Here is a 16,017-nt window from a genome sequence, read left to right as displayed (position 1 = left end):
AAGTGTAAATTTCTGCGCCAGAGCTTGTTACTTCACCTTCACCAGCGTACGACCTTGCACCTGGTTATTGATGATGGCATCGGCAAACTTCGGCGCATCCGCCAGCGTAATCTCCGTGGCGGCCTGAGCATAGAAAGATTCCGGTAGATCCTTAACCAGACGCGCCCAGGCTTCTGCCCGGCGTGCCGGCGGGGTCATCACCGAGTCCACCCCTTGCAAACGAACGTTACGCAGAATAAATGGCATCACCGTCGTCGGCAGAGCGAAACCGCCAGCCAGACCGCAGGCGGCAACGCAGCCACCGTAGTTCATCTGTGCCAGGACTTTTGCCAGAACTTTGTCGCCAACGGTATCAACCGCACCAGCCCACAGCTGTTTTTCCAACGGGCGAGATTCAGCAAATTCATCGCGGCTAAGGATACGGTTAGCGCCCAGGCTCTTCAGGTAGTCGTGAGTGCTTTCGCGACCCGAAACCGCCGCAACCTGATAACCCAGCTTATGCAGTAACGCCACGGCCGTGCTGCCCACGCCGCCGCTGGCGCCGGTGACGACAATCTCACCGTCTTGCGGGCGAATACCTGCATCTTCAAGCGCCATGACGCACAGCATGGCGGTAAAGCCAGCGGTCCCGATAACCATGGCTTTACGTCCGTCCAGCCCTTGTGGCAGCGCAACCAGCCAGTCGCCTTTCACGCGTGCGCGTTCGGCCAGTCCACCCCAATGATTTTCACCCACGCCCCAGCCGGTCAGTAAAACTTCCTGACCTGCATGAAAACGGGGATCTTCGCTTGTGCGCACGGTACCGGCGAAATCGATACCAGGAATCATCGGAAAATTGCGAATGATTTTACCCTTTCCGGTGATAGCCAGGGCGTCTTTATAGTTCAGGCTTGACCAGTGGACATCCACCGTCACATCGCCTTCCGGTAGCTGATTTTCGTCGAGGGGTTGAACGGATGCGAGGGTTTTTCCGTCCTGCTGTTCTAAGATCAAAGCCTGCATAACCTGTCCTCAATTCGTATAGTGGATTGGAAAATTATTAATGAAGACTATACTCGCTAATCAAAACATGATGCCGATTCCGCGCAATAAATTGCCAGATATACCTAATTTGGTAGTATGCCCACACTGTTTGTATAAATGGACAGATTTTGCGTTCAGTTTTGCATTTTCGCGCCGCTTTATCACTTTCATGCCTGTTTCATAACTGTCGGAGTTAACACAAGGATGCGATTAACGACGAAATTTTCAGCTTTTGTGACGCTGCTTACAGGGTTAACGATCTTCGTAACTCTGATCGGCTGCTCGCTGAGTTTCTATAACGCGATTCAATATAAGTTCACCACCCGTGTTCAGGCGGTGGCGACGGCGATTGATACGCACCTTGTCTCCCGCGATGTCGTTGCGCTAACCCCGCAAATCGATGAACTGATGGTTTCGGTTGATATCGTGCGCGTCGAACTGCTACAGGGCGAACACGTGGTGTATGACCACTCCCGAACCAGCAGCTACCGCCCGGCGGGGACGAACAATCTGTATCGTGATGTCACCGTCCCGTTGGTCAAACACCCGGGCATGTCGCTGCGTCTGGTTTATCAGGATCCCATGGGCAACTATTTCCATTCGCTGATGACTACCGCGCCGCTCACGTTGGCGATTGCTTTCATTATACTGATGCTCTTTTTGTCTGTGCGCTGGCTTCAGCGTCAGCTTTCAGGTCAAGAGTTGCTGGAGATTCGTTCAACGCGCATTCTTAACGGCGAACGTGGACCGAACGTGCGGGGGACTGTTTATGAATGGCCTGCGCGTACCAGTAGCGCGCTCGATATGCTGCTGACCGAAATTCAAAGTGCCCGCGAGCAACGTAGCCGACTGGATACGCTGATTCGTTCCTATGTGGCGCAGGATACAAAAACCGGGCTAAGCAACCGCCTGTTCTTTGATAACCAACTGGCAACGCTGCTGGAAGATCAGGAAAAAGTGGGATCGCATGGCGTCGTGATGATGGTACGCCTGCCGGACTTTACGCTGCTGCGCGATAGCTGGGGAATTACCCTTGCTGAAGAACAAATTTCAACGCTAATCAATTTGTTGTCGACTTTTATGACGCGCTATCCGGGCGCGTTGCTGGCGCGCTACCACCGTAGCGATTTTGCCATCCTGTTGCCACACCGCACGCTGAAAGAGGCGGAAAGTATTGCCGGGCAATTATTAAAAGCGGTAGATGCGCTTCCGGCTAATAAAATGATCGACCGTGCCGATATGGTTCATATTGGCATTTGTGTTTGCCGCAGCGGTCAGTCGACGGAACAAGTGATGGATCACGCCGAAGCCGCCACGCGAAACTCGGTATTGCAGGGTGGGAACAGTTGGTCGGTCTATGATGACTCACTACCGGAAAAAGGTCGGGGTAACGTACGCTGGCGAACGCTGATCGAACAGATGCTCAGCCGGGGTGGACCAAGAATTTATCAAAAGCCTGCGGTAACCCGTGAAGGACGGGTGCACCACCGGGAGCTGATGTGCCGTATTTTTGATGGCAGCGAAGAGGTTATTTCGGCGGAATATATGCCGATGGTCCTGCAGTTTGGCCTGGCAGAAGAATATGACCGCCTGCAAATCAGCCGTCTGATCTTACTGTTGGGCTATTGGCCGCAGGAAAACCTGGCGATGCAGACAACGGTTGAATCGCTAATTCGCCCACGTTTTCAGCGCTGGCTACGTGATACGCTGATGCAGTGCGAAAAATCATTACGCAAACGCATAATTATTGAACTTGCTGAGGCAGATGTCTGTCAACACATCAGCCGGTTACAGCCCGTCATCAGATTGATGAATGCGCTGGGTGTGCGAATTGCCGTTACGCAGGCGGGTTTAACGCTGGTGAGCACCAGTTGGATCAAAGAGCTTAACGTTGAGTTATTGAAGCTGCATCCAAGCCTGGTGAGGAATATTGATAAGCGAACCGAAAACCAGCTCCTGGTGCAAAGCCTGGTGGAGGCTTGTTCTGGAACACCAACGCAGGTTTACGCCACGGGCGTTCGTTCGCGTAGCGAGTGGCATACGCTGACGGAACGCGGAGTTGCGGGTGGGCAAGGGGATTTTTTTGCCGCATCACAGCCACTTGACACTAACGTGAAAAAATATTCGCAAAGATACTCGGTTTAACCTGCCGTTTAATTCGTTTTCACGTAGAATAACGCGCGCTGTGCCTTCTGGGGGTGTGCTTGTCTGCTCGCCAGGTTGTAACAGCAAACATGCAGGTGAATGACCTTTGACAGGTTGCAAACAAAAGCGAGGAGTGCTGCTGATTTATTCAGCCCTGATGGACTCAGGCCGATTTTGTAACAAAGGAAACGAACTGCACTAATTTTCACCGTAGCAGATGATTTTTGCGCCTTGTCGCTGCTGCGTGTGGTTGGTAAAGTAAGCGGATTTTGTTTTCCGCCCCAGCTTTCAGGATTATCCCTTAGTATGTTGAAAAAATTTCGTGGCATGTTTTCCAATGACCTGTCCATTGACCTGGGTACCGCGAATACCCTTATTTATGTAAAAGGACAAGGCATCGTATTGAATGAGCCTTCTGTTGTGGCCATTCGTCAGGATCGTGCCGGCTCGCCAAAAAGCGTAGCCGCAGTGGGCCATGACGCGAAGCAGATGCTGGGTCGTACACCGGGCAATATCGCCGCCATTCGCCCAATGAAAGACGGCGTTATCGCTGACTTCTTCGTGACTGAAAAAATGCTCCAGCACTTTATCAAACAAGTGCACAGCAACAGCTTCATGCGCCCAAGCCCGCGCGTACTGGTATGTGTACCGGTTGGAGCAACTCAGGTTGAACGCCGCGCGATCCGTGAATCCGCCCAGGGCGCAGGTGCCCGTGAAGTATTCCTGATCGAAGAGCCGATGGCGGCTGCGATCGGGGCGGGTCTGCCAGTTTCTGAAGCAACCGGTTCTATGGTTGTGGATATCGGTGGTGGTACAACTGAAGTTGCCGTTATCTCCCTGAACGGCGTGGTTTACTCCTCTTCTGTACGTATTGGCGGCGACCGCTTCGACGAAGCCATCATTAATTATGTTCGTCGTAACTACGGTTCTCTGATTGGTGAAGCCACCGCAGAACGTATTAAACACGAAATCGGTTCCGCTTATCCGGGCGACGAAGTGCGCGAGATCGAAGTTCGCGGCCGTAACCTGGCAGAAGGTGTTCCACGCGGCTTTACCCTGAACTCCAACGAGATTCTGGAAGCCCTGCAGGAACCGCTGACCGGTATCGTGAGCGCGGTGATGGTTGCACTGGAACAGTGTCCGCCAGAACTGGCGTCTGACATCTCCGAACGCGGCATGGTACTGACCGGTGGCGGTGCTCTGCTGCGTAACCTTGACCGTCTGTTAATGGAAGAAACCGGTATTCCAGTTGTTGTTGCTGAAGATCCGCTGACCTGCGTGGCGCGCGGTGGCGGCAAGGCGCTGGAAATGATCGATATGCACGGCGGCGACCTGTTCAGCGAAGAGTAATCGGATGCAGGTAGGGTAGCCCGCGGGTTGCCCTTCCGCTCTGATACGAGAATACGCATAGACTATGAAGCCAATTTTTAGCCGTGGCCCGTCGCTACAGATTCGCCTTATTCTGGCGGTGCTGGTGGCGCTCGGCGTTATTATTGCCGACAGCCGCCTGGGTACGTTTAGTCAAATCCGAACGTACATGGATACCGCCGTCAGTCCTTTCTACTTTATCTCAAATGGTCCTCGTGAATTACTCGACGGCGTTTCGCAAACGCTGGCTTCGCGTGACCAACTCGAACTTGAAAATCGGGCGTTGCGTCAGGAACTGCTGCTGAAAAACAGCGAGCTGCTGATGCTGGGGCAATATAAACAGGAGAACGCGCGTTTGCGTGAGCTGCTGGGATCGCCGCTGCGTCAGGACGAACAAAAGATGGTGACGCAGGTCATCTCAACGGTTAATGACCCTTACAGCGATCAGGTGGTGATCGACAAAGGGAGCGTTAACGGGGTCTACGAAGGTCAGCCGGTTATTAGCGACAAAGGCGTTGTGGGTCAGGTCGTAGCGGTGGCTAAACTGACCAGCCGCGTGCTGCTGATTTGCGATGCGACGCATGCTCTGCCCATTCAGGTACTGCGTAACGATATCCGCGTGATCGCTGCCGGTAACGGCTGCACCGACGATCTTCAGCTCGAACACCTGCCGGCCAACACTGACATTCGCGTTGGCGATGTGCTGGTTACCTCGGGTCTGGGGGGACGTTTCCCTGAAGGCTATCCGGTTGGTGTTGTTTCTTCCGTTAAGCTGGACACTCAGCGCGCTTATACCGTGATTCAGGCACGCCCGACCGCGGGTCTGCAGCGTCTGCGTTATCTGCTGCTGTTGTGGGGCGCCGATCGTAACGGCGCAAATCCGATGACGCCAGAGGAAGTGCACCGCGTTGCCAATGAACGTCTGATGCAAATGATGCCGCAAGTTCTGCCTGCACCAGATGCCATGGGGCCGCCTGCGCCAGTGCCAGCTCCCGCAACAGGCGTGACTCCAGCGCCTGCGGACACCACGCCGCCACAACCTGCTCCGCGTAAGCCGGGAGGACAGTAAGTGGCAAGCTATCGTAGCCAGGGACGTTGGGTGATTTGGCTCTCGTTCCTTATTGCACTGTTGCTGCAAATCATGCCCTGGCCGGACGATATTCTGGTTTTCCGGCCAAACTGGGTACTGCTCATCTTGTTGTACTGGATCCTGGCGCTGCCGCATCGCGTAAATGTGGGCACGGGGTTTGTGGTGGGTGCCATACTGGATCTCATCAGCGGCTCCACGCTTGGCGTGCGCGCATTGTCGATGAGTATCATTGCTTATCTGGTCGCGCTGAAATTCCAGCTATTCCGTAACCTCGCGCTCTGGCAACAGGCGCTGGTGGTCATGTTGTTATCACTGGTCGTGGATATTATTGTTTTCTGGGCCGAGTTTTTAGTGATCAATGTCTCTTTCAGACCCGAAGTGTTCTGGAGTAGTGTAGTGAATGGTGTGCTTTGGCCATGGCTATTCTTACTGATGCGTAAAGTCCGTCAGCAGTTTGCGGTGCAATAAGGTTGATATGAATACTCTGTATCTTGCTTCAGGTTCTCCACGTCGTCAGGAGCTGCTCGCTCAGCTTGGTGTTACCTTTGAACGGCTGGTGCCTGGGATTGAAGAACAGCGACACCCGCAGGAGAGCGCGCAGCAGTATGTTTCGCGTCTCGCACGCGAAAAAGCGCAGGCTGGCGTGGCGCTGGCGCAGCGCGATTTGCCGGTATTGGGTGCAGATACCATTGTTATCCTTAATGGCGAAGTGCTGGAAAAACCACACGACGTCGCCCATGCCGCAGTAATGCTGCGCAAACTGTCGGGTAAAACGCATCAGGTCATGACCGCCGTGGCATTGGCCGACCGCCGGCACAGTCTGGACTGTCTGGTGGTGACGGAAGTGACGTTCAGAGCACTAACCGATGAGGACATCGCGGGCTATGTTGCCAGCGGTGAACCAATGGATAAAGCAGGTGCATACGGTATTCAAGGGTTGGGTGGCTGTTTTGTCAGGAAGATCAATGGCAGCTATCACGCCGTAGTCGGCTTACCGCTGGTAGAAACGTATGAGTTGCTGACCAATTTTAACGCACTGCGTGAGAAAAGGGATAAACATGACGGCTGAATTGTTGGTAAACGTAACGCCATCGGAAACTCGGGTGGCTTACATTGATGGCGGTATTCTGCAGGAAATTCATATTGAACGTGAGGCGCGACGCGGAATCGTAGGCAATATCTACAAAGGTCGTGTAAGTCGTGTACTTCCGGGTATGCAGGCGGCTTTTGTAGATATTGGACTGGATAAAGCCGCATTTCTTCACGCTTCAGACATCATGCCGCACACCGAATGCGTGGCGGGTGAAGAACAAAAACAGTTCACCGTGCGCGACATTTCTGAACTGGTGCGCCAGGGCCAGGATCTGATGGTGCAGGTGGTAAAAGATCCGTTGGGTACTAAGGGCGCACGCCTGACGACGGACATCACGCTTCCTTCCCGTTACCTCGTCTTTATGCCAGGTGCTTCGCACGTTGGCGTTTCCCAACGTATCGAAAGCGAAACCGAACGCGAACGCCTGAAAAAAGTGGTGGCGGATTACTGCGATGAACAGGGCGGATTCATTATTCGCACAGCGGCGGAAGGCGTCTGCGAGGAGGATCTGGCCTCGGATGCTGCCTACCTGAAGCGCGTCTGGACTAAAGTCATGGAGCGTAAAAAGCGCCCGCAAACGCGCTACCAGATGTACGGCGAACTGGCGCTGGCGCAGCGCGTGTTGCGTGATTTTGCCGATGCCCAGCTTGACCGGATCCGCGTTGACTCTCGTCTGACTTATGAAGCGTTGCTGGAGTTCACAGCGGAATATATCCCCGAAATGACCAGCAAGCTGGAACATTACAGCGGGCGCCAGCCCATTTTTGATCTCTTTGACGTTGAGAATGAAATCCAGCGCGCGCTGGAACGCAAGGTTGAACTGAAATCCGGCGGCTATCTGATCATCGATCAAACTGAAGCAATGACCACCGTCGATATCAATACCGGAGCGTTTGTTGGGCATCGTAATCTCGACGACACTATCTTTAATACTAATATTGAAGCAACGCAGGCCATTGCTCGTCAGCTGCGTCTGCGTAACCTCGGCGGCATTATCATTATCGATTTTATCGACATGAATAATGAAGACCACCGTCGACGGGTACTGCACTCTCTGGAACAGGCGCTGAGCAAGGATCGCGTAAAAACCAGCATCAACGGTTTTTCACAGCTGGGCCTGGTGGAGATGACGCGCAAACGCACGCGTGAAAGCGTGGAGCATGTGTTGTGCAACGAGTGTCCGACCTGTCATGGGCGCGGTACGGTGAAAACCGTGGAAACTGTATGCTATGAAATCATGCGCGAAATCGTGCGGGTACACCATGCATATGACTCCGATCGTTTCCTGGTTTATGCATCTCCGGCAGTGGCTGAAACCCTGAAGGGTGAAGAGTCACATGCGTTGGCGGAAGTGGAAATCTTTGTCGGCAAACAGGTTAAAGTACAAGTCGAACCGCTGTATAACCAGGAGCAGTTCGACGTTGTCATGATGTAATCTGGCCTGGAAAACGCCCAATGGCGATACCTTGCAGGCCGGAGAAGGCGTTCACGCCGCCATCCGGCAAGACGGTTTTGTGAGTCACATTTTTTGGTAGACAAGGAGAGGCGCGTGAGGCGATTGCCGGGGATATTACTGCTCACTGGAGCCGCATTCGTTGTCATCGCAGCGCTGCTGGTCAGTGGGCTGCGCCTTGCGCTACCTCATCTTGATAGCTGGCGTCCGGCCATCCTTGGCAAGATTGAATCCGCCACCGGTCTGCCCGTCTCCGCCAGCCAACTTTCCGCTAGCTGGCAAAATTTCGGTCCTACTCTTGAAGCGCGCGATATCCACGCGCAGCTTAAAGACGGCGGTGAATTTTCGGTAAAGCGCGTCACCTTAGCGCTGGATGTGTGGCAAAGCTTGCTGCACATGCGCTGGCAGTTTCGCGATCTCACCTTCTGGCAGTTGCAGCTGCGTACCAACACCCCCATCCAGCGCAGCGAAAGCGGTGATGGAATTGAAGCCGGCCACCTGAGCGATCTCTTCCTGCGTCAGTTTGATCATTTCGATCTACGCGACAGCCAGATTAGCTTTTTAACCCTCTCAGGCCAGCGTGCAGAACTGGCGATCCCACAGCTTACCTGGCTTAACGGTAAAAATCGGCATCGCGCTGAAGGCCAGGTCAGTCTCTCCAGTTTGACCGGGCAGCACGGTGTTATGCAGGTTCGAATGGATCTGCGTGATGACAACGGGCTGTTGAATAACGGTCGGGTCTGGCTGCAGGCCGACGATATCGACGTCAAGCCGTGGCTGGGTAAATGGATGCAGGATAATGTCGCGTTGCAAACCGCGCGTTTTAGCCTGGAAGCATGGATGACGATCAGAAAAGGCGTCGTTTCCGGCGGCGATGTCTGGCTGAAAAAAGGTGGGGCAAGTTGGCTGGGAGAGAATCGTACGCACACGCTCTCCGTCGATAACCTGACGGCGCACATCAGCCGCGAGCAGTCGGGCTGGCAATTCTCCATTCCCGATACCCGTATCACGATGGATGATAAACCCTGGCCAAGCGGGGCGTTAGCGCTGGCCTGGATCCCTGAACAGGAAGTCGGCGGCGAGAATAACAAACGCAGCGACGAGCTACGCATCCGCGCCAGCAATCTGGAGCTGGCCGGGTTAGAAGGGCTGCGTCCGATGGCGGCCAAGTTATCGCCTGCGCTGGGTGATATCTGGCGGGCCACGCAGCCGAGCGGCAAAATAGATGTGCTGGCGCTGGATATCCCGTTACAGGCAACAGAAAAAACCCGCTTCCAGTCCTCGTGGACCAATTTGGCCTGGAAACAGTGGAAGCTGCTGCCAGGGGCAGAGCATTTCTCCGGTAGGCTTGCGGGCAGCGTTGAAAACGGGGCGCTCACTGCTTCCATGAAGCAAGCTAAAATGCCGTATGAAACCGTCTTTCGCGCACCGCTGGAAATAGAGGACGGCGTAGCGACGCTAAGCTGGCTGAAGAATGATAAAGGTTTCCAGTTAGATGGGCGCAATATTGATGTTAAAGCGAAAGCGGTACACGCACGCGGTGGTTTTCGCTATCTGCAGCCCGCCAATGATGAGCCATGGTTGGGCATTCTGGCAGGTATCAGCACCGACGATGGCTCTCAGGCCTGGCGTTACTTCCCGGAAAACCTGATGGGCAAAGAGCTTGTTGATTACCTCAGCGGCGCTATTCAGGGCGGCGAAGCGGATAACGCCACGTTGGTGTATGGCGGCGACCCGCATCTGTTCCCGTATCTACACAATGAAGGGCAGTTCCAGGTACTGGTGCCGCTTCGCAATGCGAAGTTTGCTTTCCAGCCCGACTGGCCCGCGCTGACTGACCTTAATATTGAACTGAACTTCATTAACGACGGCCTGTGGATGAAGACCGATAGCGTTAATCTGGGCGGCGTGAAGGCCAGTAATCTGACGGCTAACATCCCCGACTATGCCAAAGAAAAACTGCTGATTGATGCCGACATCAACGGGCCGGGCAAGGCGGTTGGACCTTATTTTGATGAGACGCCATTGAAGGATTCACTCGGCGCTACGCTTGAGCAGTTGCAGATTGACGGCGATGTGAATGCTCGCTTACATCTTGATATTCCGCTAGACGGCTCGCTGGTTACCGCCAAAGGTGACGTCAACCTGCGTGATAACAGCCTGTTTATTAAACCGCTCGACAGCACGCTGAAGAATTTGAATGGTAAATTCAGCTTTATCAACGGCGATCTGAAGAGCGAGCCGATGACCGCGAACTGGTTTAATCAGCCGCTGAACGTCGACTTTTCCACGACCGAAGGGGCGAAAGCCTATCAGGTAGCCGTGAATCTGCAAGGTGACTGGCAGCCAAGCCGCATGGGGATTTTACCGGCGCAGGTCAACGACGCGTTGAACGGTAGCATAGCGTGGAATGGCAAGGTAGGAATCGATCTTCCGTATCATGCTGGGCCGACCTACAACGTTGAGTTAAAGGGCGACCTCAAGAATGTAAGTAGTCACTTACCTTCTCCGCTGAATAAGGCGGCCGGTGAGGCGTTGCCGGTGAACGTTAAGGCCAACGGCAATCTGCGCAGCTTTGATCTGACCGGCAACGCTGGCAGCAAGAATCATTTTAATAGCCGCTGGCTGCTGAATCAGAAACTGACGCTTGACCGCGCAATCTGGGCGTCGGAAAGCCGCACCGTGCCAGCGTTACCCGATCAACAAGGCATAGAGCTTAATCTTCCCCCTATGGATGGCGCGCAATGGCTGGCGTTATTCCAGAAAGGCGCTGTGGATAACGTGGGCAGCAACGCTAACTTCCCGCAGCGCATCACGGTGCGTACGCCATCGTTATCCCTGGGCGGTCAACAGTGGAATAATTTGAGTATCGTTTCTGAGCCTGCGAGCAATGGCTCCACCGTGCAGGCGCAGGGCCGTGAAATTAACGCCACGCTGGCTATGCGCAATAATGCGCCGTGGCTGGCCAATATTAAGTATCTTTATTACAACCCAAGCGCGGCAAAACCGTCACAAAATAGTACGCCAGCCTCGCCGTTCTCAGCCATCGACAACGTCAGCTTCCGTGGCTGGCCGGACCTTCAGCTGCGCTGTGCCGAGTGCTGGATGTGGGGACAGAAATACGGGCGCATTGACGCCGATGTAGCGATTAAAGGCGACACGCTCACCTTGAGTAACGGTCTGTTGGATACGGGTTTTGCCAGACTGACCACCGACGGCGTGTGGGTGAATGCGCCGGGCAAGGAGCGAACGTCGCTGAAGGGTAAACTGAGCGGCAATAAAATTGACTCCGCAGCCGGTTTCTTTGGCGTATCAACGCCGATCCGCAATTCTTCATTCAACGTGGAGTATGATCTGCATTGGCGTAATCCGCCGTGGGATCCTGATGTAGCCTCGCTGAATGGTATTTTGCGTACCCGGCTGGGCAAAGGCGAACTTACCGAACTCAGTACCGGACATGCGGGGCAACTGTTACGTCTGCTAAGCTTCGATGCGTTACTGCGTAAACTGCGCTTTGATTTTAGCGACACCTTCAGCGAAGGCTTCTATTTCGACTCGATTCGCAGCACGGCGTGGATCAAAGATGGCGTGATGCATACCGACGACACGCTGGTGGATGGTCTGGAAGCCGACATTGCGATGAAAGGCTCGGTGAACCTGGTACGCCGGGAGCTGGACATGGAAGCCATCGTCGCACCAGAAATATCTGCCACCGTAGGGGTTGCCGCCGCGTTTGCCGTCAACCCGATTGTTGGTGCGGCGGTGTTTGCCGCCAGTAAGGTACTGGGGCCGCTGTGGAGCAAAGTCTCAATTCTGCGCTATCGCATCACTGGTCCGGTCGATAAGCCGCAAATTAACGAAGTTCTGCGTCAGCCGCGCAAAGAAAGCCAGCAATGATTTGACGGGGGCGAGTAATTGCCCCAATCTCAGTACATAGTATTGCCGGATGGCGCAGCGCTTATCCGGCCTACAGCAGCCTAACAACGTAGGCCGGATAAGGCGTTTTTTCCGCTATCCGGCAGAATTAAATGAGTAATCAAAACGATGAGTCTGAACCTGGTAAGTGAACAATTGCTAGCGGCAAATGGCCTGAAACATCAGGATCTGTTTGCCATCCTGGGCCAACTGGCCGAACGCCGTCTTGATTACGGCGATCTCTATTTTCAGTCGAGCTATCACGAATCCTGGGTTTTAGAAGACCGCATCATTAAAGATGGTTCTTACAATATCGATCAGGGCGTTGGCGTGCGCGCCATCAGCGGCGAGAAAACAGGGTTTGCCTATGCAGACCAGATTAGCCTGTTGGCGCTGGAACAAAGCGCTCATGCCGCGCGTACTATCGTGCGTGACAACGGTGACGGCAAAGTAAAAACGCTGGGGGCCGTGGAGCATCAGGCGCTTTACACCTCGGTTGATCCGCTGCAGAGCATGAGCCGCGAAGAAAAACTGGATATCCTGCGCCGCGTAGACAACGTGGCCCGTGCCGCCGACAAACGCGTCCAGGAAGTGACCGCCAGCCTGACCGGTGTTTATGAACTGATCCTGGTGGCCGCGACTGATGGTACGCTGGCCGCTGACGTCCGCCCGCTGGTACGTTTGTCCGTAAGCGTACAGGTCGAAGAGGACGGTAAGCGTGAGCGCGGTGCCAGCGGTGGCGGCGGTCGTTTTGGCTATGACTATTTCCTTGGCGACCTTGATGGTGAAGTCCGTGCCGACGCGTGGGCGAAAGAGGCCGTACGCATGGCGTTAGTCAATCTGTCCGCGGTAGCAGCGCCTGCAGGTACGCTGCCGGTAGTACTCGGCGCTGGCTGGCCTGGTGTTCTGCTGCATGAAGCGGTCGGTCATGGTCTGGAAGGTGATTTTAACCGCCGTGGCACCTCGGTATTCAGCGGTCACATGGGTGAGCTGGTGGCATCAGAACTGTGTACCGTTGTGGATGATGGCACAATGGCGGACCGTCGTGGTTCCGTGGCTATCGATGACGAAGGGACACCGGGTCAGTACAACGTGCTGATCGAAAACGGCATTCTGAAAGGCTACATGCAGGACAAACTGAATGCGCGCCTGATGGGCGTAGCGCCAACGGGTAACGGTCGCCGTGAATCTTACGCGCACCTGCCGATGCCGCGTATGACCAACACCTATATGCTGCCGGGGAAATCCACGCCGCAGGAAATCATCGAATCCGTTGAATACGGTATTTATGCGCCTAACTTTGGCGGCGGTCAGGTGGATATCACCTCCGGGAAATTTGTATTCTCGACATCCGAAGCGTACCTGATTGAAAACGGTAAAGTGACCAAACCGGTGAAAGGCGCAACGCTGATTGGCTCCGGTATCGAAGCGATGCAGCAGATTTCGATGGTGGGTAACGACCTGAAACTGGATAACGGGGTTGGCGTTTGCGGCAAAGAAGGACAGAGCTTGCCGGTGGGCGTGGGCCAGCCGACGCTGAAGGTGGATAACTTGACCGTAGGTGGCACTGCGTAACGACCCGGTCGCCGGATAGCACTCAGCGTATCCGGCCTGGAATGTGCGCTGGCACTGAATGTAGGCCCGGTAAGCAAAGCGCTACCGGGCTTTTTTATTTCTCTTTGCCCCGGCCGTACATCCCCTGAAACAGCTGCGCCACATCGACAAAATAATCTGTCAGATAGTTAATCACCACCTGGACCTTGAGCGGTAGTTTGTCTTTTTCGGTATACAGCGCATAGACCGGACGTGGATCCGACTGGTAGCGGGGCAGCAGGATCTCCACTTCGCCACGATTGATCTCATTGATCACCCACATCAGCGGCACATAGGCAATGCCCGCGCCTGCGGCCAGCCAGCGCACCAGCGTCATCGGATCGTTAGTCACGAAGCGCCCTTCTGGGATCAGGCGGGTAGAGATCCCCTCCGGAGCGATAAGTTCGAATTCATTATCCGGGCGCACGCTGTATTCCAGCCACGAGTGGTTGCTGAGATCGGCGGGTTTTTCCGGCACGCCAAACTGCGCGAGATAGCTTTTAGCGGCGCAGACCACCATCGGCATGGTTCCCAGGCGACGTGAAAACAGGCTGGAGTCCTGCAACGCGCCGACGCGAATAACCACGTCCAGACCGTCGGCGATTAAATCCGGTGCCGGGATGCCTGTTACCAGATTTACCGTCAATCCTGGATACTCTTTCAGCATCGTTGCGGTCAACCCGGCGAGGACATTTTGTGCCATGGTTGAAGAACAGCCAATGCGCAAGGTGCCGATGGGCGTGTTGTTAAAGGCGTAAAGCTGTTCGTGAACATCCTGTGCTTCGTGCAGCATCCGGCGGCAACCCTGATAATAAATTTTACCGGCTTCAGTTAGCCCAATGCTGCGTGTGCTGCGGTTTAGCAGCTTGACCTGTAGCTCATCTTCCAGTTTAGAGACCGTCTGGCTTATCGATGAAACGCTCATTTGTAACTGTCTTGCGGCGGCGGTGAAGGAGCCCAGTTCGACAACTTTGGCAAACACCGACATACGTTTTAATCGTTCCATTGTTCACTCTGACTTAAAAGTGATTTAGATCACATAATATAGATAACAGCATAACAGTTACGTTAATATATTATTATTCAAATAACAGCTATGTCGCTCTCGCCTGGCTCATCCTTGCCCTTCTCTGCGGTGACATACGCTAGAAAATCTATCACCTGCACTCTCTTAAGCTACCAAGGTCAACATGAGTCTGTTTCCCGTTATCGTGGTGTTTGGTCTGTCCTTCCCACCGATTTTTTTCGAATTACTTTTGTCACTGGCGATTTTCTGGCTGGTGCGCCGGGTACTGGTTCCAACTGGCATCTATGATTTTGTCTGGCACCCGGCTCTGTTTAACACCGCGCTGTATTGCTGCCTGTTCTATTTAATAACGCGCCTGTTCGTTTGAGGTTGAAGTGAAAACACTAACAAGAAAACTCTCCCGTACGGCCACGACTCTCGTACTGGTCATTCTGGCCTTCATCGCCATTTTCCGCGCATGGGTGTTCTACACCGAGTCGCCGTGGACGCGTGATGCGCGCTTCAGCGCCGACGTTGTGGCAATAGCCCCGGATGTCGCCGGGCTTATCACTAACGTCAACGTTCATGATAATCAACTGGTGAAGAAAGACCAGGTCCTGTTTACCATCGATCAGCCGCGCTATAAAAAAGCGCTCGAAGAAGCGGAAGCAGACGTCGCCTACTATCAGGTGTTATCACAGGAAAAACGCCAGGAGGCCAGCCGTCGTAACCGGCTGGGCGTGCAGGCTATGTCTCGTGAAGAGATCGACCAGTCAAACAATGTCCTGCAAACCGTATTACACCAGCTTGCGAAGGCGCAGGCGACCCGCGACCTGGCGAAATTAGATCTGGAACGTACCGTCATTCGCGCGCCAGCAGATGGCTGGGTGACTAACCTGAACGTCTACAGCGGCGAATTTATTACTCGCGGCTCTACGGCGGTGGCGTTGGTCAAACAGCATTCTTTTTATGTGCTGGCCTATATGGAAGAAACCAAGCTGGAAGGCGTCCGCCCTGGGTATCGCGCAGAGATCACCCCGCTGGGCAGTAATCATGTGCTGAAGGGCACCGTTGATAGCGTGGCGGCTGGTGTAACGAATGCCAGCAGCACGCGGGACGCAAAGGGTATGGCGACCATTGATTCCAATCTTGAATGGGTGCGTCTGGCGCAGCGTGTACCGGTGCGAATTCGTCTTGATGAGCAGCAGGGAACCCTGTGGCCTGCGGGGACTACGGCTACCGTCGTCATTACCGGCAAGCAGGATCGCGATGCAAGCCGGGAATCCTTCTTCCGTAAAATGGCGCACCGCCTGCGCGAGTTTGGCTAATCG

12 protein-coding genes are annotated in these 16,017 nt (G+C 54.3%); 10 read left to right on the top strand and 2 right to left on the bottom strand.

The features are described from left to right. Window positions 1–27: 27 nt before the first annotated feature. Window positions 28–1,002: an MDR family oxidoreductase gene (locus ABIE10_RS17635; RefSeq protein WP_049040943.1), complete on the bottom strand. Its 975-nt coding sequence runs from the start codon at window positions 1,000–1,002 to the stop codon at window positions 28–30. 225 nt (window positions 1,003–1,227) lie between these two features. On the opposite strand from ABIE10_RS17635, the gene csrD reads away from it, so the two are divergent. The 8 genes from csrD to tldD all read left to right on the top strand — a co-directional run bounded on the left by csrD (window position 1,228) and on the right by tldD (window position 13,662). Next, complete coding sequence (gene csrD, locus ABIE10_RS17630; RefSeq protein WP_016154717.1) at window positions 1,228–3,168, top strand: RNase E specificity factor CsrD; 1,941 nt, start codon at window positions 1,228–1,230, stop codon at window positions 3,166–3,168. A 306-nt stretch (window positions 3,169–3,474) separates the two neighbouring features. Next, on the top strand, window positions 3,475–4,518 hold the full coding sequence (gene mreB / locus ABIE10_RS17625) for a rod shape-determining protein MreB (protein ID WP_000913396.1): 1,044 nt from the start codon (window positions 3,475–3,477) through the stop codon (window positions 4,516–4,518). Window positions 4,519–4,582: 64 nt separating this feature from the next. Continuing rightward, the gene (gene mreC, locus ABIE10_RS17620; protein ID WP_047499766.1) at window positions 4,583–5,605 is read left to right on the top strand and encodes a rod shape-determining protein MreC; all 1,023 of its coding nucleotides are present in this window, start codon (window positions 4,583–4,585) and stop codon (window positions 5,603–5,605) included. Next, the gene (gene mreD / locus ABIE10_RS17615) at window positions 5,606–6,094 is read left to right on the top strand and encodes a rod shape-determining protein MreD (protein WP_047499764.1); all 489 of its coding nucleotides are present in this window, start codon (window positions 5,606–5,608) and stop codon (window positions 6,092–6,094) included. 7 nt (window positions 6,095–6,101) lie between these two features. Beyond that, entirely contained in the window at window positions 6,102–6,695 is a 594-nt protein-coding gene (locus ABIE10_RS17610) for a Maf family protein (protein ID WP_191220674.1), read from the top strand. Beyond that, window positions 6,685–8,154 carry a ribonuclease G gene (gene rng / locus ABIE10_RS17605; protein ID WP_003828822.1) on the top strand — a complete coding sequence of 490 codons (1,470 nt, stop codon included), beginning with the start codon at window positions 6,685–6,687 and terminating at the stop codon, window positions 8,152–8,154. Before ABIE10_RS17610 ends, rng begins: the two co-directional genes overlap by 11 nt. A 114-nt stretch (window positions 8,155–8,268) precedes the next feature. Beyond that, the gene (yhdP, locus tag ABIE10_RS17600; protein WP_216404026.1) at window positions 8,269–12,069 is read left to right on the top strand and encodes an AsmA2 domain-containing protein YhdP; all 3,801 of its coding nucleotides are present in this window, start codon (window positions 8,269–8,271) and stop codon (window positions 12,067–12,069) included. 147 nt (window positions 12,070–12,216) lie between these two features. Continuing rightward, entirely contained in the window at window positions 12,217–13,662 is a 1,446-nt protein-coding gene (gene tldD, locus ABIE10_RS17595) for a metalloprotease TldD (RefSeq protein WP_016154713.1), read from the top strand. 94 nt (window positions 13,663–13,756) lie between these two features. Here the strand turns inward: tldD and aaeR are convergent, their stop codons facing one another. Beyond that, the gene (gene aaeR / locus ABIE10_RS17590) at window positions 13,757–14,686 is read right to left on the bottom strand and encodes an HTH-type transcriptional activator AaeR (RefSeq protein ID WP_016157586.1); all 930 of its coding nucleotides are present in this window, start codon (window positions 14,684–14,686) and stop codon (window positions 13,757–13,759) included. 184 nt (window positions 14,687–14,870) lie between these two features. Here aaeR and aaeX point away from each other — a divergent pair, with 184 nt between their 5' ends. After that, a complete protein-coding gene (gene aaeX / locus ABIE10_RS17585; protein ID WP_003025177.1) occupies window positions 14,871–15,074 on the top strand; it encodes a p-hydroxybenzoic acid efflux pump operon protein AaeX in 204 nt (67 codons plus the stop codon). 7 nt (window positions 15,075–15,081) lie between these two features. After that, entirely contained in the window at window positions 15,082–16,014 is a 933-nt protein-coding gene (gene aaeA, locus ABIE10_RS17580; RefSeq protein ID WP_016154711.1) for a p-hydroxybenzoic acid efflux pump subunit AaeA, read from the top strand. Window positions 16,015–16,017 lie beyond the last annotated feature (3 nt).

The sequence above is a fragment of the Citrobacter sp. 506 genome, assembly GCF_050434985.1.
GTDB lineage: Bacteria > Pseudomonadota > Gammaproteobacteria > Enterobacterales > Enterobacteriaceae > Citrobacter > Citrobacter braakii.
This window is presented reverse-complemented; position numbering and strand designations above follow the sequence as displayed.